This window comes from Rummeliibacillus sp. G93 (genome assembly GCF_023515935.1).
GTDB classification, from domain to species: domain Bacteria; phylum Bacillota; class Bacilli; order Bacillales_A; family Planococcaceae; genus Rummeliibacillus; species Rummeliibacillus stabekisii.
The window spans coordinates 837,102-859,355 of sequence record NZ_CP097314.1; the positions used below are offsets into that span (position 1 = coordinate 837,102).

Here is a 22,254-nt window from a genome sequence, read left to right on the forward strand (position 1 = left end):
TAAACAAACAAACGTTCTAATTTAAGGGGGAGTCAAAATGAAAGAGCAGCTAATAAAAGCCATGCAGCATAATCAATTTGTTGATTTAATGTACATTTCTCAAACAGGAGAGATTACGAAGCGTCGAGTAAAACTAATAAAAATTGCTGGTGACAGATTTCAGGCGTTTTGCTTCACTAAGCATGCTAAACGTACTTTTATTACCGATAATGTTCTTGCAGTGATGCCAGTCCTTAGAAAAGAACGAGAAGTCGTATGAGTAGGGAACACAGCGATCTAGTGCATAAACAAATCATTCTAGATTTAACAATACGGACACTAGAGCGTGATCGTAAGTTTTTAGATAGTTTTAAATCGCATGGAGCTTTTAATATGTGGTTTGAAAATAAGATACAAGAAGTAAAACAAGAAAAACTGAATGTCAAAAGACAACTAGGTGCTTTGGGAATAAGAATAGAAAAAGAAGTAAGAGAAGATGATTTCATAACCGTTTACGAAGTGTTATATCGTGGTGCAACAGAGTACCATAGGTATTTTAACGTGGCGTTAAGAAACTGGACTAACGAAGAAATAAAACGCCTACTAAATATGGAGTATAAAACAGTAGCAGAAGTTAATAGGAAGGTTTATCACAAATAAAAAGGAGAGATAACCATGTCTGTAGGATTCCCGAAACCAAAAAGAGTTAAAAAATCCGCTAAACATCCTGACCGTGACGAATTCGATTTAGAAGAATTAGCAATGACATTGAACGAAGCTTTAAATACAAACAAAACGTATAGCTTTGCAGTATTTAATAAAGATGAACCGATTGTTGGAAAGGTTACTAAGATGGATCCGAATACAAAGTTAATTACTATTCAAAGGTATGGAGAGATATTTAAGGCTCATTTCTTGGATATTTTAAAAGTAAACTCATATGAAGGATAGTATTGAAAAAGAGCTACCATAAAAGGTAACTCTTTTTCTTCATTTCAGAGAGATCACAATCTTAGTCTTTTCACCGATTGGTTCTTTATTTTTATCCACTGGAGAATCAAAGTAAAGAGTAAGTTTCTTTATATCTTTTAAATCTTTTTCTAAAAAGAAAACGACACGCCCCTCTTTAGAAACTTTGCCTTTAAAATCTTCACCTACAGTTTTAGAAATCTCATGAGCTCGAACATCTACTTGTTCTCCTGTATTAGTAACCAGGGTAGGGTGATCAGCGCTAAACCAAACCTCTTTATTAGAAGTGTTTCTTGTATTAAGGTTTAAGATAAGAACATGAGCCTTTTTTAGATTATCAAATATAAATTCACTCTCTTTATTAGGAGCTAAATCAGCAACATTAATGCCTGTGATTTCTAATTTCATTGGGCCAGTAACAATTTTATAACTTAAATCCTGTTTGTTATAATATTCCTTTACATCGCCATACTTAGAAAGAATGTTATTATCTTTAACGTCTATTGTAGTTTCTTTTTTATTTTCTACAGACACACCACAAGCACTTAGCAATAATGAAACGCTCAATGTTGCTATCAAGAATTTTTTCATATGTATATCCCTCCAATCTCTTTAATGTAAAATTAAGTATATCATCCCTAAAAAGCAATTTTTATAAAATCAATAAATATAGAAAATGCCAATCCTATTATATAAGTACCTAGACCCCTTATTTGACCCCTATAGTAATTCAATTTATATATATTAATAGAAGGATAAAATTTAAAAGTGTTAATATATGAAGTAGAAAAAACATGTATGAACAGGTAAAAATGAGTAGCTATAATACGGGTTATTATTGGATAGTTTGTAAATGGATAAATTAAGCTTGAGTATTTTAAAAAGGGCTCCTTAGAGGAGCCCTTTTTTTGCATACATGATTAACTGTAAGCCATTTGTTCTTCACGGATAAAAGCAAAGTACGGAGCTCCATCTTTGCGGAAATAGGTCATTAGATAACCATTGCACTCTTTGACCTCATTATTATTATTCAGTAAATCTAAATCGATATAGAAAGGCAGAAGCAGTGTATGCTTATACAGTTCTTTTTCTCCTACATTGAATTGGGCAAATGCACTGCCGGCCATTTCAGGGTGTAAGCGTATTTCTTTCAGTATATCTTTTGATTTAATTTCAGGTAGCTGATTTTTCCACCAAGGTTTACGAGGCTGGAAACGCTGTGCTTTTAAATAGTCTAGCTGCAGCAAACTTACAATGATATTCATATTTACGTTTCCGCGCTGTTCTAGAAATGCTATCAAGCGTAAGAATAAATCTTCAAGCTGGTGGCCTATACGTGACCAGCCTTGGTTGTCCCAATAGGTTCCGAATTCTTGGAAGAAATCAAATGGTGTTTCAAAGACGCTACTGACCAAATAATCTATCGTATAATCAATTCGGTGATCATTCCAATATTTCTCTAATATATCCTCGGTTTGTTTAATCCGAAGCATATCATCAAAGCTTAGCACATTATTTGCGACAATTTCATATGGAGCTACATCCACATAATCGTAGCCGTATTGTTTCGCTTGTAGGCGCAGACCTGTGCCACGCAATAACTTTAAGAAACCTAGCTGTAATTCCTCTGGGCGTAGAGCAAATACGTCATTAAATGTTTGGCGGAAACTGTGATAATCTTCTTCTGGAAGGCCTGCTATTAAATCTAAATGTTGATCAATTTTGCCTCCTTCTTTTACCATTGTCACTGTACGAGTTAATTTGGAGAAGTTTTGTCTTCGCTTCACTAGGTCATTGGTTAAGTCATTTGTCGATTGTACGCCAATTTCAAAGCGGAATAAGCCCTTGGGTGCATTGTCATTCAAAAATTGAATAACTTCTGGACGCATGATATCTGCTGTAATTTCAAATTGGAATACGACACCTTCTTGATGTTCATCTATTAAAAACTGGAACATTTCCATTGCATAGCTTCTGCTAATGTTGAAAGTACGATCGACAAACTTTATCGTCCGGACGCCGTTATTCATCAAATATCGTATATCTTCTTTTATTTTTTCGCGGTTAAAGTAGCGAACACCAACTTCTATAGAAGAAAGGCAAAATTGGCAGTTAAAAGGACAGCCACGACTAGTCTCAATATAGGCAATACGCTTTGATAGATGGGGAAGATCTTCTTCAAAACGATAAGGGCTAGGCATTTCACGCAAATCAACTTTTTGTGCCGCTTGATGTATTTCAACCTTATCCTCTTTTAAAAAAGCGATGCCTGGCACTTCAGAAAGAGGAATTTGTCCATGGTAATAATGAAGTAGTTGTTTAAAAGAATGCTCACCTTCGCCCATAATAATGCAGTCAACATCCTCTTTTAAACGCTTGAGCCAAACATGGACATCATAACTTACTTCTGGGCCTCCTAGGACAATTTTCGTATGAGGGCTGACTTTCTTCACCATTTGTATTACTTTGATTGTTTCTTCAATATTCCAGATATAACAACTGAATCCGAGGATATCTGGAGATTTTCGATAGAGATCAGATACGATATTAAAAGTAGGGTCTTTAATCGTATACTCTGCAAGAACTGGGTTGAAGTCAGGCTGGGCATAAGCTTTTAAATATCTGATAGCGAGATTAGTGTGGATATATTTGGCATTTAGTGTTGCAAGAACAATATTCATAGGGAATCTCCTTTTAGCTAATTTGTCGAGTGGAAATATCTTGTATATTTAACAGAGTTGTTTTAAGATAAAGATACTAGCGTAATTATACAAAAAAATTTAAAGTAAAAAGTCCTATTTATAGAATTTGATTTATATGAAATAATCTGAATATTAATAATTTAATTTCGGACGGAGGTAATTTAGGACATTAAAACTCCTATTTAGTAGAGTTTCATCTTATTTAGTGCTAATTTGATGTCATAATTTATTGGCGAAATTCATAGAATGATAAAAAGAAGGGATTGGTGATTAGTTAATGCCGCAACGATTTTTCAGTAATTTTGATTTTACATTTCAAGAATGTGAAGAACCAATTATAATTGTTGACCACAGATTCCATATTTTATTTGCTAATGAATTGGCCAAAGAACACTTACAAGTAGAAGAAGATATTGATATAAAAAATTGGCTAAGCGAAGATTCCTACGATGTATGGAAGAAGATTGTTGAAAATACTAAAACTCGTTCGTATACAACTGAGAAGATGTCTATTAACACCTTAAACTCTAAAATAGAGGATATGAAAGTAACGAGCTGCTATTCAGATGTATACGATTGGATTTTACTATGCTTCCACTACTCGGAGGTTACTAGTAAAGTTGATAAGCATCTCGCCGTTGAGAAAAAGTTCCGACGTGTTTTTGACCAATCTGAGAGTGGTCTTCTCTTAACTGATGCTGATAAGCGAATTGTTGAGATGAATGAAATGGCCGCCAAATTATTAAATGTTTCCCTGCATAGTATCATTGGACAAGATATCTCTATTTTGTGGAAGTTATTCCCTAATGAAGGGTATAATATCCATAAATTCTTCTGTTCTTTAAAAGAAACGGGCAAGGGAGAATTAACCGTTCAAGTGCCAATGAAAGAGGGCACGCGCTATATACAGTTATTGAGCAATTATGACAGCCAGGATGATATTCATTTAACAATTATTCGCGATGAAACGGAAAGAATTATGATGATGAATCGGCTGGAACACCAGCAAACACTTCAAATGGTCGGTGAGATGGCAGCAAGTATCGCACATGAAATTAAAAACCCTATGACAACATTAAAGGGTTTTACAGATTTAATGAAAATGACAGCCACAGGTGAAAATAAGCGTTATTTATCTGTTTTGGACAGAGAAATCGAGCGTATCGAAAATATTGTAAATGAATTCTTAGATTTATCCAAGCCAGGTGGCTATGAGATGAATATTTTCTCATTTAGCGAGTTAATGGAAGAGACGATTGAGCTGATGCAGCCCCAATCAATTATGCAGCATGTAGAGATAGAATATGAGAAAAACCTTTATCAAGAAGATTTAATTTTAGGGAATAGCCACAAACTGAAGCAGGTGCTAATCAATTTATTAAAGAATGCTTTTGAGGTTATGCCTTCAGGTGGCAAGATTGTCATTCGACAACAAATCAAGTATTACGATAAAGTGACCATCTCGATTGAAGATAGTGGTACAGGTATGTCTGAAAACGATTTGGAAAATATCTTTACTCCCTTCTACACTACTAAATCAGAAGGTACTGGATTAGGCCTTGCTTTTGTGGCGAAAACTGTTGAAGAACATAATGGTAAAATCACAGCCACAAGCAAAGTAGGAGAGGGCACGATATTCAGTATTGATTTTCCACTTGTAATCCAAAAACAAAGAGAGATGGTGGCAGAAAAAAGCTTGGAAATAGACTTCGCTGATCTTACAGAACAGAGCGATTGCTTTTATTCTGTATAACATCACCCTTTTGACAAAGTATTAACCACAGCGGTATAATATCTTAAAATCAAGATTTATTATAAGGGATGAACAAGAATGGCAACACAAGATGAAATAAAGCAGTCATTGAAACTCTTTATTGTACTTTCGAGGGCAACAAAAGCTATAAATGAGTGCACAAACCAATTCTTCCAGGAGAATGGATTAAATCCTACAGAATTCGCTGTGTTGGAATTACTTTACCATAAAGGAAGACAGCCCCTTCAAAAAATAGGAAATAAGATTTTACTGGCTAGTGGGTCAATCACTTATGTTGTTGATAAATTAGAAAAAAGAGGTTACTTAACGCGCGTATCATGTCCATCTGATCGGCGCATAACATATGCTGAAATTACACCCCTAGGTACTGAGTTTATGGACGAGCTGTTTCCTAAGCATGAACAACAATTGCATGAAATTACAAGTGTATTGACTGGGGAAGAAAAAGACCTAGCGATTGATTTATTAAAAAAACTAGGGCTCTCAATTAAAGATTTGTCTTATTAAGATCAAAAGAGTGGTGTGATGTAAGACACATACATCGCTCTTTTTGTCATAATAATAGAGGGCATTACAGTATAAAGAGGATCTAGGGAAAATGCTAAACGTAAAAAGACAAACAGACAATAGAAGTATTTATAGGTTGTTTAATAAAAAATGCCGCTCTTATAGAGCAGCACAAAATGTTTGGTATTCGTAGAGACAACATGGTTGAAGAATATGTAATGCGTTATATTAATTGTTATTAGCAGCTGCTAATATTTTATAGCGTTTATGGTTAACAACAGTTTTTTCTTCAATCTCAAGTGAATTGAAATTCTCCATATACGTTAGATTCACGATCACAGAATTCTCATTCACTTTCTCGACAATTCCCTGTAGTCCATTTCCGAATTCAATGACATTACCAATTTCAGCTATTTTCATAAGTACCAGCCCCTTTAACTTTAGTTACTTTACAGTTTGCCTTAAAATAGTTATTTCGTAAAGTGAAAACCATTTTATGTAGATTTTTGATATTATACGTAAAGGGAGTTGCGAATATGAACAATTACATACAAAAGTTAGACGATTTAAAAAATGGAAACATTCAAGAATTAAAAGTAGATAAACATGAATTTTATCAACTGAGAGAAGAATTAATTAAAAGAGAAGACTTTAAGCATTTTCAAGGGATCGCCAAACAAGGTGGAGATATAATCTATGTTTACTTGAAAGAACCACGAAGTTAAAATAGAATTTCATAAGACAAGCTACATCTGCAATAGGATAAGAAAAACAATACTTTACTGAGAGGAGGATGGTGGATGTCTGAGTCCATTTTAAAAAAATTAGAAAATACACGTGAAAAAATGATTCAATCAGGTATCGAGAAGGGATTTTCTAATATTGAAACCATCCGCTTAAGTAAAAAGTTAGATCATTTACTAAACACTTATCAGCAAGAACAAGAGCATGAACAAGATTATCCTAAGGATGAAGATTTAGTGAAATTTTAAAGGATAACTCCTATTAGGAGTTATCTTTTTTTGTAGATTTATTTACTTCCAGCAAATGAAAGACACAATAAGCCTTGGTAATACTTTTGGCTATCTACTTACACTATATAAAAAAATTTACACAAGGTGGTTTAGAATTTGTTGTAGCGTGGAATAATAATAAAGAACACAGCAACAATCTCATTTCCCCCTTTCTTTAGCAGGTACTTTACGTATCTGCTCTTTTTTTGTACTAAGAAAGTTCTTGTATAATAAAGAGGAATGAAAATTCTGATATAATGAACACAACAATAATAAGGGGGAGTCATAATATGAAAAAATGGACCATTGGCTTTATTGGAACTGGTGTAATGGGATCAAGTATCGCCATGCATTTATTAAAAGCAGGACATACAGTACATATTTATACGCGAACAAAAGCAAAAGCGGAAGCTTTAATCGAACTAGGGGCAAGCTGGTTTGAAAGTCCAGGCGAAGCAGCGGAAAATACCGAAATTGTTTTCACGATGGTAGGCTATCCGCAGGATGTGGAAGAAGTTTATTTTGGAGAAAACGGTATTTTTAAAATGAGCAAAGAGGGAACAAGATTAGTTGATATGACTACATCTCAGCCAACCCTAGCTAAAAAAATTGCTAAACATGCTGAGACTATAGGGATGGAAGCATTGGATGCTCCTGTTTCAGGTGGAGACATTGGCGCGAAAAATGGGACACTTTCCATCATGGTAGGCGGCAAAAAGGATGTATTTGAAGAAGTACTACCTGTATTTGAATTATTTGGTGAACATATTATTTATCAAGGAGAGGCTGGAGCGGGACAGCATACAAAAATGTGCAACCAAGTTGCCATTGCGAGCAATATGATTGGTGTATGTGAAGCAATCGTTTATGGCAAAAAAGCAGGGCTCGACATTAATACAGTACTTCAATCCATATCAACCGGTGCAGCTGGATCTTGGTCTTTAAGCAATTTAGCTCCACGTATTGTTAAGGGAGACCTAGAACCAGGATTTTATATTAAACACTTCATCAAGGATATGGGCATTGCCTTAAAAGAAGCAGAAATGATGGGACTCCAATTGCCGGGTCTATCTCTTGCAAAAGGAATGTACGAGGAGTTATCGCAAAAGGGATATGATGATTTAGGTACTCAAGCATTAGTTGATTATTATAAAAGTTAGTTACTTTTGAGCTACGTGGTTTGATGTTAATGCAAAAATTGACTACTTATTGTCAATAATTCTTCTATATGCAAATGATGTAATATGATACAATTGGGGTAATTATGGGAGAATTGTAGGAGGTATTAGCTCAGATGAATGAAAATAAAGGTATTTTGCTTGAGAGCGGTACAAATGAGCTTGAAATAGTTGAGTTCCAAATGGGGACAAACAAATTCGGTATTAATGTTATTAAAGTAAAAGAGATAATTCAACCTATACCTGTTACTTTTATTCCGCATGCACACCCACATGTAGAAGGCATTATCCAATTGCGCGGTGAGGTTTTGCCGGTTGTTGATATGAAAAAGGTTTTGGGATTGTCCAATACGCCTTATAGCGAACAGCATAAGTATATTGTAGCTGAGTTTAATAGACAACGAGTTGTCTTTCATGTAGATAATGTAACGCAAATCCACCGTATCTCATGGGATCTTATAGAAAAGCCGTCAGATATGTATCAAGGGGGAAATTCACAAGTCATCGGTGTCATCAAGCAAAATGATGTAATGCTATTATTGCTTGATTTTGAAAAGATTATGGTAGATATCAATCCTGACTCCGGTATTAATGTGTCTTCCATTAAAAAGTTAGGACAACGAAGCCGCTCTGAAAAGAAAATCGTGATTGCAGAAGATTCACCACTTTTACGTAAACTCCTGCACGATACGATGGAAGAGGCTGGCTATGCGAATGTCGAATTTTTTGAGAATGGAAAAGATGCATTAGAATATTTGTTAAGCATTGCGGAAAAAACAGATGATATTAGCGAATATGTCCAATTGATGGTAACAGATATTGAAATGCCGCAAATGGATGGGCATCATTTAACAAAACAGGTGAAATCTCATCCTGTATTAAGCAAATTGCCTGTCATCATTTTTTCAAGCCTTATAACAGATGATTTGAGACATAAAGGAGAAAAAGTGGGAGCTGAAGACCAAATCAGCAAGCCAGAAATAGCTGATTTAATTTTAAAAATCGATCAATATGTATTATAAAAACCGGAGAGAATTCTCCGGTTTTTTTAATGGCCATAAAAATAGCTGTTCATTTGGTAAAGTCCTTTTTTTCTGTTCTCCTCGTAAATGCTTCGAGGAGTTCTTTTTTTTCGTTTAGGGATAGAAGATGGAGAAGCTTCCGGCTCAAGGAAGTTAGTCAATATTTGTTTTGCCTTGCTTAGACTCATACTACGTCTAGGGTTTCGATAATTCTCATCTAAGTGACCTAAATGAGGCAATTCCTTGAAGTCTTCTTTCTTCGGCAATGAGTGGAAATAGTAATCAGAACATTGAATGACCACAGCGGACTGCTGTTGGCTAAACCGTGGTCTTTTGACGAATTGAAGTCCTATTTTTTTTGCGCATCCCATCTTAATCATCTTATCGAGGGCTAATCGCTTTAATGTATAAAGAGTTTTATTATCAGGGGCAGTTTTTGCATGTTTATTAACTATATAAATCGCTGTAGCTATATCTCCATTGTGGGGGCGATTGCTCATCGTATTCCTACCTTTCTGCTAAAAAAATAATTTCAATATAAAGGAATAGTATGGAAACAAAAGAAAAAACACTTCTCATACAAGATAATAGAATGATTTGGCGCATATTACACGGGTGCAAGATAGCCCCGAGCGGAAATATAACTGCCTCCAAAACCTTAAAACAACATGATGAGGTCTTACTTTTTCTATTATAATACCAATCAATTATATCTGTATATACAGAAGAATATACTTTCTAATTATCTCTTTTATCCCAAATAAGCATGCTATAAACCTCTTAACAAAAAACAGAGTGAAAATAATAAATGAAGGAAGCGAAATGGGACTAAACGCATAGTAGGGATTATTAATTATTTTTTGAATGCGACTTTTTATGGAAAATAGGTAAAAAGGGTTCATTAAATTCAAAAAATTTTTGTTTTTAATCTATATAATTCTTTTGAAATCTATTATGATAGTCTAAAGTACACCTTTTTGTGGAGGCGCTAAATGAAAAAAACAACTTTAGACCAAAAGTCTTTGCAATATATAGTAAATCAATATAGCAGTATAGAACAGAGTGGTCTTTCTGTCCTTATTCGTAAATCTAACGAACAGTACTCTATAATGTATGCTAATGACATGGCACAAAATGAATTTGGAGTGCTCCACTTTCCCAAAACAGAGTTAGCTCACCGTTATTTGCCAAGCGTAATTTGGCAACATTTGAAAACAATGATTCTAACAGTGTGCGCTAATGAGACGGCAGCTTTTGAGAATCTAGAACACTTATTAACTGTTACGGAAGAGACGGTTTCCGAAGATCAATTCTATTACTGTACAATACATAAGCATCCACAAGATCCAGCGTTTCTTGAATTACTTGAACAAAATTTCGACCCTATTTTAGTAGTGGATAAAGAAGGCAATATTCTTCATAGCAATGCTGCGGCAAATGGCAAATTTGGATTTGTTGGGGCAAACCTGCAAATAGACAAATATGTGAGTCTATTTGCAAGGGAAGAGATACAAAAGCTTATAGATGAAACAATCTCTTCTCAAAAGAGTATTGAGTTAGCGGATATAGGCCTTAAAACAATAGAAGGAAAATCTGTTATTGTTTTTATAAAAAGTATTCCAATGCTAACAGAGCAAAAAGTCTCTAAAATCCTTCTAATATTGCGTGATATAACGCCTTCTCGTGAATGTGAAAGCGACACGAGTTATTTTACCTATCATGACCAACTGACAGGTTCATGGAATCGTAAGGCGCTAAGCGTACATTTTAAGGAAATTATAAAAGACTCGATGAGAACGAATCAAAAATCAGCCATATTGTCCATTGATCTCGACCGCTTTAAAAGGGTCAATAAAACGTATGGGACTGCTGCAGGCGATATGATAATCAACGCAGCTATTGAACGTGTTTCTCAGATAACCAAGAGTATAGGATCAATTTATCGGTTGAATGGCGATAATTTTGTTGCTGTCCTGCAAAATGTTCAAAAAGAGCAAGTACAGCAAGTGGCTGCGGATATCATCTACAGTATGAAAAAACCGTTTCTTATCGAGGATTCTGAATTAGCTACAACAGCTTCTATTGGTATAACCTATTTTCCTGATGATGGGGCTTCTATTGAGGAGCTCTTGCAAAAAGCAAATCAAGCTTTATTATATGCTAAAGAAAAAGGACGATCTTCATATCGTTTTTACCAAAGCAAAATGAAAAATCAACTCGAAAACACAGCTCTCATGGAAGCTCATCTGCGCAGAGCCATTGAAAAAAATGAATTAATGGTGTATTACCAACCGCAAATAGATTTAGAAACAGAAACCATTACAAGTTTCGAGGCATTGTTGCGCTGGCAAAATCCGAAATTTGGTTTTGTTTCACCTGGTGTTTTTATACCACTCGCAGAAGAGTCAGAGCTTATCGTAGATATAGGTAATTGGGTACTGGAGGAAGCATGTAAGCAATTATATGAATGGAAAGTACAAGGTATCTCTAATATCCGAATTGCAGTCAACATTTCGCCAAAACAATTTCGCGAAGATCAGTTAGCATCCAAGATTCTTTATTTTTTAGAAAAGTATGAAATTGAACCATCTCTGTTAGAACTCGAAATCACAGAGAGCTCTATGACGGATGCAGAAGATACGATGAAGATTCTAAAACAACTAAAGAGTATGGGGCTGATTATTTCAGTTGACGATTTTGGAACAGGCTATTCCTCATTAAGCTATATTAAAAGGTACCCAATTGATATTATAAAAATTGATCAATCTTTTATCCGTGATATGGATACAGATGAAAAAGACAAGGCTATTGCTCAAACCATTATCCATCTCGCTCATAATCTAGGCTTAGATGTCATAGCAGAAGGTGTAGAAAAAGAAGAACACGTTGGTTTCTTAAAAAAGCAGCAATGTAAAAAGGCTCAAGGATTTCTCTTCAGCAAACCGTTGCCGATTTATGAGCTAATGAAGGAAATTCCTTTAAAAAAGTGATAAGGAATTTTTAAGTCATATTCCATGCATTAATTAATCGGAGATGTTTCATACTACATGAAAAAGAAAGAAGGTTTTTTCTTGAATTTCACGGGTGAACTGACATGGCCATTAATTATTGTTTGCGTTCTTATTGCAGGTATAGCATTATTTTGGACTATGGGCATTGCAAAAAAACAAGCAGCTCAATCAACTGTAGAGGATCAAAATTATTCTGAGACGGTGGAAAATCACCCGACAATGTTGAATCCCATTATTTGGTGCTATTTGATCGCGGGGATATTTATTACCTTTGTTGTCTTTTATAATATCTTGGCATATCGTTAAAATAGGGGCAGGGTAACTTTTGAAAAATGTATACGCTTTTTCGGTCATTAATGGAAATCTTTGAATAATATATGGTAAGATGAAATTGTAGTTTTAATTGTTCACTTTATGAACAAGTAAGGAGTAGAATACTATGATTTCGACAAGTAGCAGAGAATTCCTTGAAGCGCCGATTGCAGATTTAATTATACCTTCTGATAAAGTTGCCCATGTCCAATTAGGCAATAGCGCAGAGCATGCTTTACTCGTGTTGACAAAGACAGGATATTCTTCTATCCCTGTACTGGATATGGATTATCGTTTACAGGGGTTGCTTAGTATGCGCATGATTACTGAATCTATTTTAGGTCTCGATCACATTGAATTTGAAAAATTAGATACAATAAAAGTAAATGACATCATGGATGCTGATGTTGCCATGTTAAATATTAATGATAAATTCCAAAAAGCATTAGATTTAGTCATTAACCATGCTTTTTTATGTGTTGTAGATGATGACTCAACATTTGTTGGTATTATGACAAGACGTGTTATTTTAAAACAATTAAAAAAACATATCTATCAACCGAATAGCTAGAGTAATAGAAAGGCTCATTTCATGGGCCTTTTTTTTATCCACAACTATTATGACGAATTTTAAAAGGAGTAGTGGTATTTATGACTATGACCAATGATGCCCAAATTATTAAGGTATTAGCAGAGGAGCGCAATATGCGCAAAGCCGCAGAGCGATTATTCTTATCACAGCCAGCCCTTTCACAACGGCTGCAATCGATTGAGAAAGATTGGGGTACCCAGCTTTTTATTCGGTCACAAAAAGGACTGACAGCCACTGCATCAGGCGAGCTAGTTATTCAATATGCGGAAGAGATGATTACAAAGAGAGAAGAAATTTTTGAATCCATACAAGCCTTAAATTCTAAAGTCCACGGCACATTAAAAATTGCTTGTGCCTCCATCGTTGGGCATACCTGGCTCCCAAAAGTATTAAAGGATTTTGTGACCGAATATCCTGACGCCAAGATTTCCTTAATGACTGGTTGGAGCTCAGAGATTGTCAAAGCGCTGTATGATGGGGAGGCACATGTCGGCATTGTCAGAGGACAAACAGACTGGAAAGGAGAAAAGCAGCATCTATTTCGAGATACTCTTTATTTAGTCGATACAGAAATAAAAACGCTGGATGATGTATTTAAAACCACTCGGCCATTCATACAATTTAAAAGTGACTCGAATTATTATCAAGAAATACAGCAATGGTGGCAGCGGCATTTTTCATCTAATCCAAAGCATGAGATTATTGTCGATCAGATCGAAACATGCAAGCAAATGGCATTAAACGGTATCGGATATGCCATACTTCCATCCATTACACTCACGGGACAAGAGGATGTTAACAGGATTCCTCTCACAAATCAGGAAGAAGCATTCAATATTACAAGGGATACCTGGCTGATCGGATATGATTCTGCTTTCGAATTGCGCCAAGTTGCCGCTTTTGTGGAGGTAGCGAAGAAACAAGCGGAATGTTTGTATGATTATTCAAAAAATAAATGAAATTATCCTTTTTATCATGTACAATAGTAGAAATTGATAGGGGGGTTTCTAATGGAAAAGTTGAATGCAGAACAAATTATCTCTTATTTAGCCAATGCCAAAAAAGCTACACCTGTAAAAGTATATGTGAAGGGTAAAGATATCACTTCCATTCCTTTCGGAGAAAACAGCAAAGTCTTTGGTGAAAAAGATGCTGCGGTTGTCTTCGGTGAATGGCAAGATATCAAAAAAGCCTTAGAAGAGAATAAAGAGACGATAGAAGATTATGTGGTAGAGCATGACCGAAGAAATTCAGCTGTACCAACACTAGAGTTGTTAGATATCCATGCACGAATCGAACCAGGAGCAATCATTAGAGATCAAGTGACAATTGGCCAAAACGTCGTTATTATGATGGGCAGTGTCATTAATATTGGAGCTGAAATCGGCGACCGTACGATGATTGATATGAATGCCGTATTAGGCGGTCGTGCGACTGTTGGAAAGGACTGCCACATAGGAGCTGGAGCGGTGCTTGCAGGGGTTATTGAACCACCTAGTGCAGATCCGGTAGTTGTCGAAGACAATGTATTAATAGGTGCGAACGCTGTTGTTTTAGAGGGATGCCGAATCGGCGAAGGCGCTGTAGTAGCAGCAGGTGCTATCGTGACAAAAGACGTGCCGCCGTATACAGTAGTAGTTGGTGCACCGGCTCGTGTCATCAAAGAGATCGATGAAAAAACGAAATCAAAATCTGAAATCATGCAGGATCTTCGACAAATATAAGAGGTGCCATTTCGATGAAGTCTTTAGTGGAGATAAGAAGGGATTTACATAGAATTCCTGAAATTGGATTTCAAGAAGACAAAACGCAAAAATACTTATTAGCTATTATAGAAGAGTTAAAAAAGAGTTATTTTCAAGTAGACCTATGGAAGACAGGTATTATTCTCACAATCCAGGGTACGAGGCCTTCATTCAAAATAGGTTGGCGAGCAGATATAGATGGTTTGCCAATCGAAGAGAATACAGGCTTGCCATATGAATCAACACACCAGGGTTTTATGCATGCATGCGGTCATGATTTTCATATGGCCATTGCTATAGGGCTTATAAAAGCTTTTTCAGAGCAACAGCCTATAAATACGACCATTATCTATTTCCAGCCTGCAGAGGAAGGACCGGGTGGCGCTAAACCGATGCTTGAATGGATGGAAAGGGAGCGTAAGGATTTATTACCTGACTATCTATTTGCGCTTCATATCGCACCTGAATATCCTGTAGGAACAATTGCGACAAGAGCAGGCTTGTTATTTGCTAATACATCAGAACTGTTTATTGATTTGCATGGTGTAGGAGGGCATGCAGCTTTTCCACAGCATACAAAGGATATGACTGTAGCAGCAGCTAATTTAATCATGCAGCTACAAACCATCGTAAGTCGAAATTTAAATCCATTAGATAGCGGTGTTATTACCATCGGTAAAATGGTTTCAGGATATGTCCAAAATAGTATTGCAGAAGATGCTCGATTAGAAGGAACAATTCGTACCATGTCTGCCGAATCGATGCTTTTGATGAAAGAGCGTATTGAAGCACTCTGTAAATCAATTGAAATAGCGTATGATTGCGAAGTAAGCATAGATTATGGGTCGTCATACTATCAAGTATACAATGAGGACTATTGTGCAAAGCAATTGCTAGAGACAGCAGAAAAGGTTGCCGGCACCACACCGTATGAATGTCCGCCTGCCATGACTGGAGAGGATTTCGGCTTCTTTTTAAAGGAGATTCCTGGTGCGATGTTTTGGACTGGCGCAAATTCACCATATGGTCTGCATCATGCATCATTGCAGCCGGATGAAATGTTATTGGACATCAATGTCCGTTTTGTAGAACAATTTTTAAGAGATTTTAAAAAGAGATAGATATTTTATAGGATGTAAACGAAATGCATAGAATAGAATTACAGCCTTTAAATTAGAAAACGGCACGCAGTGAGTGAACTGCGTGCCGTTTTTTACATCATAGTGGAGAACTTTTTACGGTTCCATGTGAAGGTAATGATATAACAAATACTTAGAATAATTGCGCCTAAAATAAATGGCGTATTCAAATGGATGTCCAATAGAGTACCTGCAAGTGCAGGACCAATCATGTTTCCAAGACTCATATATGCATTGTTCATACCTGCCGCATAGCCTTGTTCATTACCCGCTACCTTCGAAATCATTGTATTAACAGAAGGTCTGATTAAGGTTGTTGCGGTTTGGAAAAGTGTCGCTACGAGCAAGATAGAGAAGTAGAAACTCACAAAGACCATTCCGAGCATAGCAAGAGCAGCTACAATTAAGCTCACTAATATGATCTTCATTTCACCGAAGCGTTTAAATAGTTTGTTGATCAGAACGCCTTGAACAATTACACCTACAAAACCACCGACAGTCATAATGATGGCGATGTCATTAGGAGTGAAAGAAAATTTATATGTCAAAAACATTGATAATGTAGCTTGGAAATTAGCAATACCAAATGAGAAGACAAATACAACAAGCAATAATATGAAGTATGGCTTTTTAAAGGAATTTGCCATCTCTTTTAAAATATTATTTCCGCTTCGTTGTGCTTCAACAGCAGGCGTCGTTTTGGGTAATAAAATGATAGAAAGTATTCCTGCGATAAGAGCTGCGATACCAGCTATAAAGAATGGGAAGTGTAAGCTTACATTTGAAAGAGCGCCGCCAATCCCTGGTCCGACCATAAAGCCGAAAGAAATAGCAGCCCCGATAAGCCCCATTGCCTTTCCGCGTTCTTCTAGTGTAGTAATATCCGCAGCATAAGCCATGATAGGCGGTGTGATAAAGGCGGACCCAACACCGATTAGAAAACGCAAAACAAATAGTTCCCATAAGTGATTAGATAGGCCAAATAAAATCTGGCATGTCCCATTTAATAATAGGCCGAAGATGATTAGCTTCTTCCTGCCAAGCCTGTCTGATAAACTGCCGGCAATGGGAGAGAAGATAAATTGCGCAAAAGCTATAGTAGAAATCAAAAAGCCGAGTACTGCTCCTTTAGCGCCGAACTCCTTCAAGTAGTTGGGCATTATAGGTATAATTAAACCAATTGCACTCATAGTGACAAACATATTAACCATTAAAAGAATTAAAGCTATTCTATTTTTTTTATTCATCTAGTTTCTCCTTAATTATTTCGTGATGCTAAATATAAAACAATACTAATCAAAATTATACCTTTTGTCTATAGGGTGTTCAAGAAAGCTGTTTTATAACAGAGTAATCTGTAGAAAAAGTAGAAGGAGGAAAAATTTTAGGGAGACTACTTTTTATCTGACTTAACCAATGCCATCTAAGAAACAAGAAGGGGGAAAATTAATAACTCCTTATAAGCCAATCAATTTCAGAAACATAAATTAAGAGCTATAGAGAGCGTACGGCGAGTCCTGTGAATCTTAGTAGATCGTAGTGATGAGGAGATTAAAGCTAAGTCTGCAGCAAGGAACACATTACGAAATTTCACAAAAGAAGAACCGAACACACGTGAAATTAAATTTCACAGGTGTTCGGTCTTTTCATTAGCTAAAACTTTTTTGATTCAGCTTCTTTCTTCAATACATTAACGTATAGACATTTTGAAGCGTAGGAAAAGTTCATTATATTCGCCGATCTTTTCTTTTCCTAGGTTTTTATAAACTTCTAATTTTTCACGAACGTCTTTTGATACGTAATAGCGTGTATCATTGACGATTTCAGGATCCATCAATTTTAATGCGGCTTTATTAGGAGTTGTATAGCCTACATACTCAGAGTTTTGAGCAGCTACTTTTGGATCTAGCATAAAGTTGATGAATTTATGGGCACCCTCTATATTTTTCGATGTTTTAGGAATGACCATATTATCAAACCATAGATTGGAGCCTTCTTTTGGCACGCTGTATGTCAAATCTTCATTTTCAGACATCATATCAGCCGCTTGACCAGACCAAGTGAGGGCTACTTCCGCGTCCCCATTGATCATTAATTGAGTTACCTCATCACCGATGACCGCTTTCACGTTTGGCGCCATGCGAATTAGTTTATTAGTCGCTTTCTGCAAAACAGTAGAATCTGTTGTATTCAGTGATTGACCGATACTATTTAGACCAACACCAATTACTTCTCTGGCGCTATCTACTAAAATAACCTTGCCTTTTAGTGATGGATCCCAAAGGTCATCCCAGCTATCAAATTTCTTGTCTTTTAAAAGTTTCTTATTATAAACAACCCCTACAGTACCCCAAAAATAAGGAATCGAATATTGATTCTTTTTATCAAAAGCCAGATGTAGAAAATCTGGTTCAATATATTTTAAATTAGGGATTTGCTTGTGATCAATTTTTTTAAGCAAGTGGCGTTCTCTCATTTGTTCAACCGTATATTCAGAAGGAACGGCAATATCATAATTCGTTCCGCCTTGTTCGATTTTCGTCATCATGGCTTCATTTGAATCAAACGTTTCATAAATAACATTGATGCCTGTTTGCTTTTCAAATTTCTTAATTAAAGCAGGGTCAATATATTCTCCCCAGTTGTAGATAGTTAAAATATCTTTCCCGGATTTTCCGGAAGTAGCATCCATTGCATGTGAAGTATACATTAATATTCCGCATACAAGTAAAATGCCAATCGATGCTCGTATCAAAGATTTCATTTATGAGCCCCCGATCTTGTTTGGCGTTTTGTAATAAAGTAATAACCTAATACAAGGAGCAATGTGACAAAGAATACTAAACCTGAGAGTGCGTTGACAGTTAACGAAACGCCTGCACGAGCCATTGAATAAATCTCAACAGAGAGTGTGCTGAAGCCATTTCCTGTAACAAAGAATGTGACAGCAAAATCATCTAAGGAATAGGTTAAAGCCATAAAGAATCCAGCAAAGATACCCGGCTTAACATAAGGCAATATAACACGGGTTAAAATATCGCGTCGGCTTGCACCTAAATCAAGCGCTGCATCAATTAAAGATGAACTCATTTCATGCAATTTTGGTAATACCATTAGCACAACGATCGGGATACTAAATGCTGCATGTGATAATAAGACGGACATAAAGCCAAGTTTAATCCCAGCCATTGTAAAGAGGATCAAGAATGAAGCACCAATAATAACATCAGGGCTCACAATCAGGATATTATTCAATGAAAGAACGGTATTGCGCATTTTTCTATTTTTAATAGAAACAATGCCAATAGATCCGAGAGTTCCAATGATCGTAGCAATCAATGCAGATAACAAAGCAATAACTACTGTATTGATTAAAATAACGATTAACCTAGAATCTTGGAAAACTTCTTTGTAATGGGCAAAGGTGAATGATTTAAAGTTGGTCATTGAATCGCCGCTATTGAACGAATAGAAGACAAGAAAAAGGATAGGCGCATATAGAATGACAAAGACAAGCGCCAAATACAATTTCGATCGTTTATTTAGCTTTTCCATTACGCGCCACTCCTTTCTTCCGTTCACCTGTCAGCAACATAATAATAAACATAAAGAGTATCAAGAATACTGAGATGGTTGAACCCATACCCCAGTTTTGTGTTGTTAAGAATTGCTCTTCGATTGCTGTACCAAGCGTAATCACACGGTTACCTGCAATCAGTCTTGTAATCATGAACAATGAAAGTGCCGGTATAAAGACAGCCTGTACACCTGCTTTAACGCCGTTCATGGTCAACGGAATGATAACTCTTCTGAAAGTAGTGATTTTCGAAGCGCCTAAATCTCGTGATGCGTCAATTAATGCAGGATTTAACTTATCTAATGCATTAAAGATCGGCAGAATCATGAACGGTATAAAAATATACACAGATACAAAAACAAAGGCAAAATCAGTAAAAAGAATTTGCTGATTTGGAAGTCCAATTGCTTTAACGAAAGCGTTGATTGGACCTTTGTTGCCAAAGATGCCAATAAAGGCATAGGTTTTCAATAGAAGATTAATCCAAGAAGGAATAATAATCAGGATAAGCCATAACTGCTTATATTTTAACTTTGTAATTAAATAAGCAGCTGGATAAGAAATAATTAAGGAGAACAGCGTGATGAGAAATGCATACCAGAACGAACTCAAGGTCATTTTCAAATAAACGCTAGTCAAGAAATTTCGATAGTTGTTGATTGTGAAATGGCCATGTAGATCAAGAAGCGAATAATAAACAATTAAAAGGATCGGTGCAATAACGAAAAATAGAATCCAAATATAGTAGGGGATTAGTGATAATAAATTCCCTTTTCTACGCATTATTTTCTTCTCCGTAAGATTCAAGTCTTTTATCGAAGTCTTCTTCTGATTCATTTAAACGCATAACGTGAATAGCTTCAGGGTCGAAATCTAAGCCGATTTTTGCACCAACATCAGCTTTTTTCAATGAATGTACAAGCCACTCATTCCCATCTTGGTCATAGGTAGAGAGCTCATAATGAACGCCGCGGAATAATTGGGTATCAACTGTTACAACAAGCTTTCCACGCTCTACATCTGTGATCTCTAAATCTTCAGGTCGAATGACGATATCTACATTTTCGTTGGCGTTCAAGCCTTGGTCTACACATTCAAAAGTCTTACCTGCAAACGTAACCTCAAAATCTCGAATCATTGTACCTGGCACGATGTTTGATTCGCCGACGAAATCAGCGACAAAACGATTGATTGGTTCATCGTAGATATCCACAGGTGATCCACTTTGCTCGATTTGGCCTTCATGTAAGACAAAGATTTCGTCTGACATGGCTAGTGCTTCTTCTTGGTCATGAGTGACAAATACAAAGGTCTTGCCTAAACGCTGCTGTAATTCGCGCAATTCATATTGCATTTCTGTGCGCAGTTTTAAATCTAGGGCAGATAAAGGCTCATCTAATAAAATGATTTCTGGATCATTTACGATAGCGCGTGCTATGGCAACACGTTGTCTTTGGCCACCAGACATTTCGTAGATTTCACGTTGGCTATAACCTGCTAAATTGACAAACCTTAATGCTTCTTCTACTCTTCTGGTGATTTCTTCATTTTTTACTTTCTTAATACGCAAACCAAACGCCACATTTTCAAACACATTAAGGTGAGGGAATAGTGCGTAGTCTTGGAAAACGGTATTGACTTGGCGTTCATTGGCTGGCACATTATTGATTGTTTTACCATTGAAATAGATTGCACCATTGGTAGGTTCCATAAAACCTGCGATGAGACGGAGAATTGTTGTTTTCCCACAGCCAGATGGCCCTAAGAGTGTATAGAACTTGCCTCGTTCCATTTCAAAGCTTATATCTTTTAGCACTACAGTGCCATCACTGAATGATTTTGAAACATTTTCAAAGCGGATAATTGCATTTTCCGACATCTGGGGTCCCCCTAAGCTATAAATAAGATTCTGTTGCAACGAGTAAAATTTCCGTTTTACCTGCAAAGTCGTTGAACAACTGATGGTGGTTAGAAGCATCGAAGTAAATAGAGCTGCCTTGTGAAGCAACGAATTCTTGTTTGCCTAAAACCAGTTTTACCCGACCAGATAGTACATAGATAAATGTTTCAGACAAGGAAGGCTCAAACTTTTTGAATTCGCCATTCTCTTCAAAAACAATCATCACTGGCTCGATTTCTTTTTCATTTGAAGTGGGGATTAACCATTTTAAATAATACCCCTTCTTGTCATCTGTAAAAGTCGTATGCTCTTCGTCTGTATAGACAACATTTTGGTCTTCAATTTCATCATCAAAAAATTCTTTTGGGGTAGAACCCAATACTTCTAGTAAGTCAAATAGCGTTTCAATAGAGGGGGAGTTTAAATCCCTTTCTACCTGGGATATATAGCCCTTGCTCAAATCGGTTCTTTCGCCTAGTTCTTCTTGCGTCAAACCTTTTTTCAGTCGCAGGCGTTTGATTTTTTTGCCTATCTGCATCAAATGCATTCCTCCTCTATTTTCAGTATTTTCTTTAGTAAAGAGTTATATTTTCATTTATTGGAAGTTTACTTATGGTGAACTTTAAGTAACACAAGTTTACTAAGACAAAACTTTTAGTTTAGTGAAACGTATTCTATTATACAAAATAGGACATATTTTTCAACCTTTTTTTCTAAAATAATATTCTTTATCAAATAATTTAATAGACTGACACTAATCCTTTACCCTCAAGCATTTAACACTAACATTTTTTTACTGTATCAATTATTGCATTTACATAAGAAATAAAAGGA

General features: G+C 36.1%; 25 protein-coding genes. 15 read left to right on the top strand and 10 right to left on the bottom strand.

What is annotated here, in order from left to right:
- The first annotated feature begins 37 nt into the window (after nt 1-37).
- Genes M2M59_RS04135 through M2M59_RS04145 form a run of 3 tightly spaced genes read left to right on the top strand, consistent with a single transcriptional unit; the run spans nt 38 to nt 930 of the window.
- A complete protein-coding gene (locus M2M59_RS04135) occupies nt 38-259 on the top strand; it encodes a transcriptional regulator (RefSeq protein ID WP_249775613.1) in 222 nt (73 codons plus the stop codon).
- Entirely contained in the window at nt 256-639 is a 384-nt protein-coding gene (locus M2M59_RS04140) for a YhjD family protein (protein WP_249775614.1), read from the top strand. The genes M2M59_RS04135 and M2M59_RS04140 overlap by 4 nt, the downstream gene beginning before the upstream one ends.
- Nucleotides 640-654: 15 nt before the next feature.
- Nucleotides 655-930 carry a YolD-like family protein gene (locus tag M2M59_RS04145; protein ID WP_249775615.1) on the top strand — a complete coding sequence of 92 codons (276 nt, stop codon included), beginning with the start codon at nt 655-657 and terminating at the stop codon, nt 928-930.
- A gap of 39 nt (nt 931-969) precedes the next feature.
- Here M2M59_RS04145 and M2M59_RS04150 read toward each other — a convergent pair whose 3' ends face one another.
- Nucleotides 970-1,539, bottom strand: a complete 570-nt coding sequence (locus tag M2M59_RS04150; RefSeq protein WP_249775616.1) for a hypothetical protein — start codon at nt 1,537-1,539, stop codon at nt 970-972.
- A gap of 329 nt (nt 1,540-1,868) precedes the next feature.
- The gene (locus tag M2M59_RS04155) at nt 1,869-3,629 is read right to left on the bottom strand and encodes a B12-binding domain-containing radical SAM protein (RefSeq protein WP_249775617.1); all 1,761 of its coding nucleotides are present in this window, start codon (nt 3,627-3,629) and stop codon (nt 1,869-1,871) included.
- Between the two features lie 298 nt (nt 3,630-3,927).
- Here M2M59_RS04155 and M2M59_RS04160 point away from each other — a divergent pair, with 298 nt between their 5' ends.
- Entirely contained in the window at nt 3,928-5,403 is a 1,476-nt protein-coding gene (locus M2M59_RS04160) for a PAS domain-containing sensor histidine kinase (RefSeq protein ID WP_147194437.1), read from the top strand.
- A gap of 78 nt (nt 5,404-5,481) precedes the next feature.
- Complete coding sequence (locus M2M59_RS04165) at nt 5,482-5,931, top strand: MarR family winged helix-turn-helix transcriptional regulator (protein WP_147194433.1); 450 nt, start codon at nt 5,482-5,484, stop codon at nt 5,929-5,931.
- A gap of 228 nt (nt 5,932-6,159) precedes the next feature.
- Here M2M59_RS04165 and M2M59_RS04170 read toward each other — a convergent pair whose 3' ends face one another.
- On the bottom strand, nt 6,160-6,351 hold the full coding sequence (locus M2M59_RS04170) for a YkvS family protein (protein ID WP_066784945.1): 192 nt from the start codon (nt 6,349-6,351) through the stop codon (nt 6,160-6,162).
- A gap of 116 nt (nt 6,352-6,467) precedes the next feature.
- Here M2M59_RS04170 and M2M59_RS04175 point away from each other — a divergent pair, with 116 nt between their 5' ends.
- The 4 genes from M2M59_RS04175 to M2M59_RS04190 all read left to right on the top strand — a co-directional run bounded on the left by M2M59_RS04175 (nt 6,468) and on the right by M2M59_RS04190 (nt 9,144).
- Nucleotides 6,468-6,656, top strand: a complete 189-nt coding sequence (locus tag M2M59_RS04175; RefSeq protein ID WP_147194430.1) for a hypothetical protein — start codon at nt 6,468-6,470, stop codon at nt 6,654-6,656.
- Between the two features lie 75 nt (nt 6,657-6,731).
- Nucleotides 6,732-6,923 carry an aspartyl-phosphate phosphatase Spo0E family protein gene (locus M2M59_RS04180; RefSeq protein ID WP_147194427.1) on the top strand — a complete coding sequence of 64 codons (192 nt, stop codon included), beginning with the start codon at nt 6,732-6,734 and terminating at the stop codon, nt 6,921-6,923.
- A gap of 311 nt (nt 6,924-7,234) precedes the next feature.
- Nucleotides 7,235-8,104, top strand: coding sequence for an NAD(P)-dependent oxidoreductase (locus tag M2M59_RS04185; protein ID WP_249775618.1), 870 nt, complete (start codon nt 7,235-7,237; stop codon nt 8,102-8,104).
- A gap of 134 nt (nt 8,105-8,238) precedes the next feature.
- A complete protein-coding gene (locus M2M59_RS04190; protein ID WP_147194421.1) occupies nt 8,239-9,144 on the top strand; it encodes a chemotaxis protein in 906 nt (301 codons plus the stop codon).
- Nucleotides 9,145-9,170: 26 nt separating this feature from the next.
- Here the strand turns inward: M2M59_RS04190 and M2M59_RS04195 are convergent, their stop codons facing one another.
- On the bottom strand, nt 9,171-9,644 hold the full coding sequence (locus M2M59_RS04195; protein ID WP_147194418.1) for a YkyB family protein: 474 nt from the start codon (nt 9,642-9,644) through the stop codon (nt 9,171-9,173).
- 492 nt (nt 9,645-10,136) lie between these two features.
- Between M2M59_RS04195 and M2M59_RS04200 the strand changes: the two genes are divergently transcribed.
- The 6 genes from M2M59_RS04200 to M2M59_RS04225 all read left to right on the top strand — a co-directional run bounded on the left by M2M59_RS04200 (nt 10,137) and on the right by M2M59_RS04225 (nt 15,925).
- On the top strand, nt 10,137-12,134 hold the full coding sequence (locus tag M2M59_RS04200) for a sensor domain-containing protein (protein WP_147194415.1): 1,998 nt from the start codon (nt 10,137-10,139) through the stop codon (nt 12,132-12,134).
- Between the two features lie 57 nt (nt 12,135-12,191).
- Nucleotides 12,192-12,461: a hypothetical protein gene (locus M2M59_RS04205; RefSeq protein WP_066784968.1), complete on the top strand. Its 270-nt coding sequence runs from the start codon at nt 12,192-12,194 to the stop codon at nt 12,459-12,461.
- A 133-nt stretch (nt 12,462-12,594) separates the two neighbouring features.
- Entirely contained in the window at nt 12,595-13,038 is a 444-nt protein-coding gene (gene cbpB, locus M2M59_RS04210) for a cyclic-di-AMP-binding protein CbpB (protein WP_147194410.1), read from the top strand.
- An 86-nt stretch (nt 13,039-13,124) separates the two neighbouring features.
- Nucleotides 13,125-14,018 carry a transcriptional regulator CcpC gene (locus tag M2M59_RS04215; protein ID WP_066791831.1) on the top strand — a complete coding sequence of 298 codons (894 nt, stop codon included), beginning with the start codon at nt 13,125-13,127 and terminating at the stop codon, nt 14,016-14,018.
- Between the two features lie 51 nt (nt 14,019-14,069).
- Complete coding sequence (dapD, locus tag M2M59_RS04220) at nt 14,070-14,783, top strand: 2,3,4,5-tetrahydropyridine-2,6-dicarboxylate N-acetyltransferase (protein ID WP_147194407.1); 714 nt, start codon at nt 14,070-14,072, stop codon at nt 14,781-14,783.
- Between the two features lie 14 nt (nt 14,784-14,797).
- Entirely contained in the window at nt 14,798-15,925 is a 1,128-nt protein-coding gene (locus tag M2M59_RS04225; RefSeq protein ID WP_147194403.1) for an N-acetyldiaminopimelate deacetylase, read from the top strand.
- Nucleotides 15,926-16,017: 92 nt separating this feature from the next.
- Here M2M59_RS04225 and M2M59_RS04230 read toward each other — a convergent pair whose 3' ends face one another.
- From M2M59_RS04230 to M2M59_RS04255, 6 genes are all read right to left on the bottom strand, one after another.
- A complete protein-coding gene (locus M2M59_RS04230) occupies nt 16,018-17,190 on the bottom strand; it encodes an MFS transporter (protein ID WP_147194401.1) in 1,173 nt (390 codons plus the stop codon).
- A gap of 443 nt (nt 17,191-17,633) precedes the next feature.
- Nucleotides 17,634-18,707, bottom strand: a complete 1,074-nt coding sequence (locus M2M59_RS04235) for an ABC transporter substrate-binding protein (RefSeq protein ID WP_147194398.1) — start codon at nt 18,705-18,707, stop codon at nt 17,634-17,636.
- The gene (locus tag M2M59_RS04240) at nt 18,704-19,498 is read right to left on the bottom strand and encodes an ABC transporter permease (protein WP_066784988.1); all 795 of its coding nucleotides are present in this window, start codon (nt 19,496-19,498) and stop codon (nt 18,704-18,706) included. Before M2M59_RS04240 ends, M2M59_RS04235 begins: the two co-directional genes overlap by 4 nt.
- On the bottom strand, nt 19,482-20,303 hold the full coding sequence (locus tag M2M59_RS04245) for an ABC transporter permease (protein ID WP_147194394.1): 822 nt from the start codon (nt 20,301-20,303) through the stop codon (nt 19,482-19,484). Before M2M59_RS04245 ends, M2M59_RS04240 begins: the two co-directional genes overlap by 17 nt.
- On the bottom strand, nt 20,296-21,399 hold the full coding sequence (locus M2M59_RS04250; RefSeq protein ID WP_249775619.1) for an ABC transporter ATP-binding protein: 1,104 nt from the start codon (nt 21,397-21,399) through the stop codon (nt 20,296-20,298). Before M2M59_RS04250 ends, M2M59_RS04245 begins: the two co-directional genes overlap by 8 nt.
- 16 nt (nt 21,400-21,415) lie before the next feature.
- The gene (locus tag M2M59_RS04255; RefSeq protein WP_066784997.1) at nt 21,416-21,958 is read right to left on the bottom strand and encodes a helix-turn-helix domain-containing protein; all 543 of its coding nucleotides are present in this window, start codon (nt 21,956-21,958) and stop codon (nt 21,416-21,418) included.
- Between the last annotated feature and the right edge of the window lie 296 nt (nt 21,959-22,254).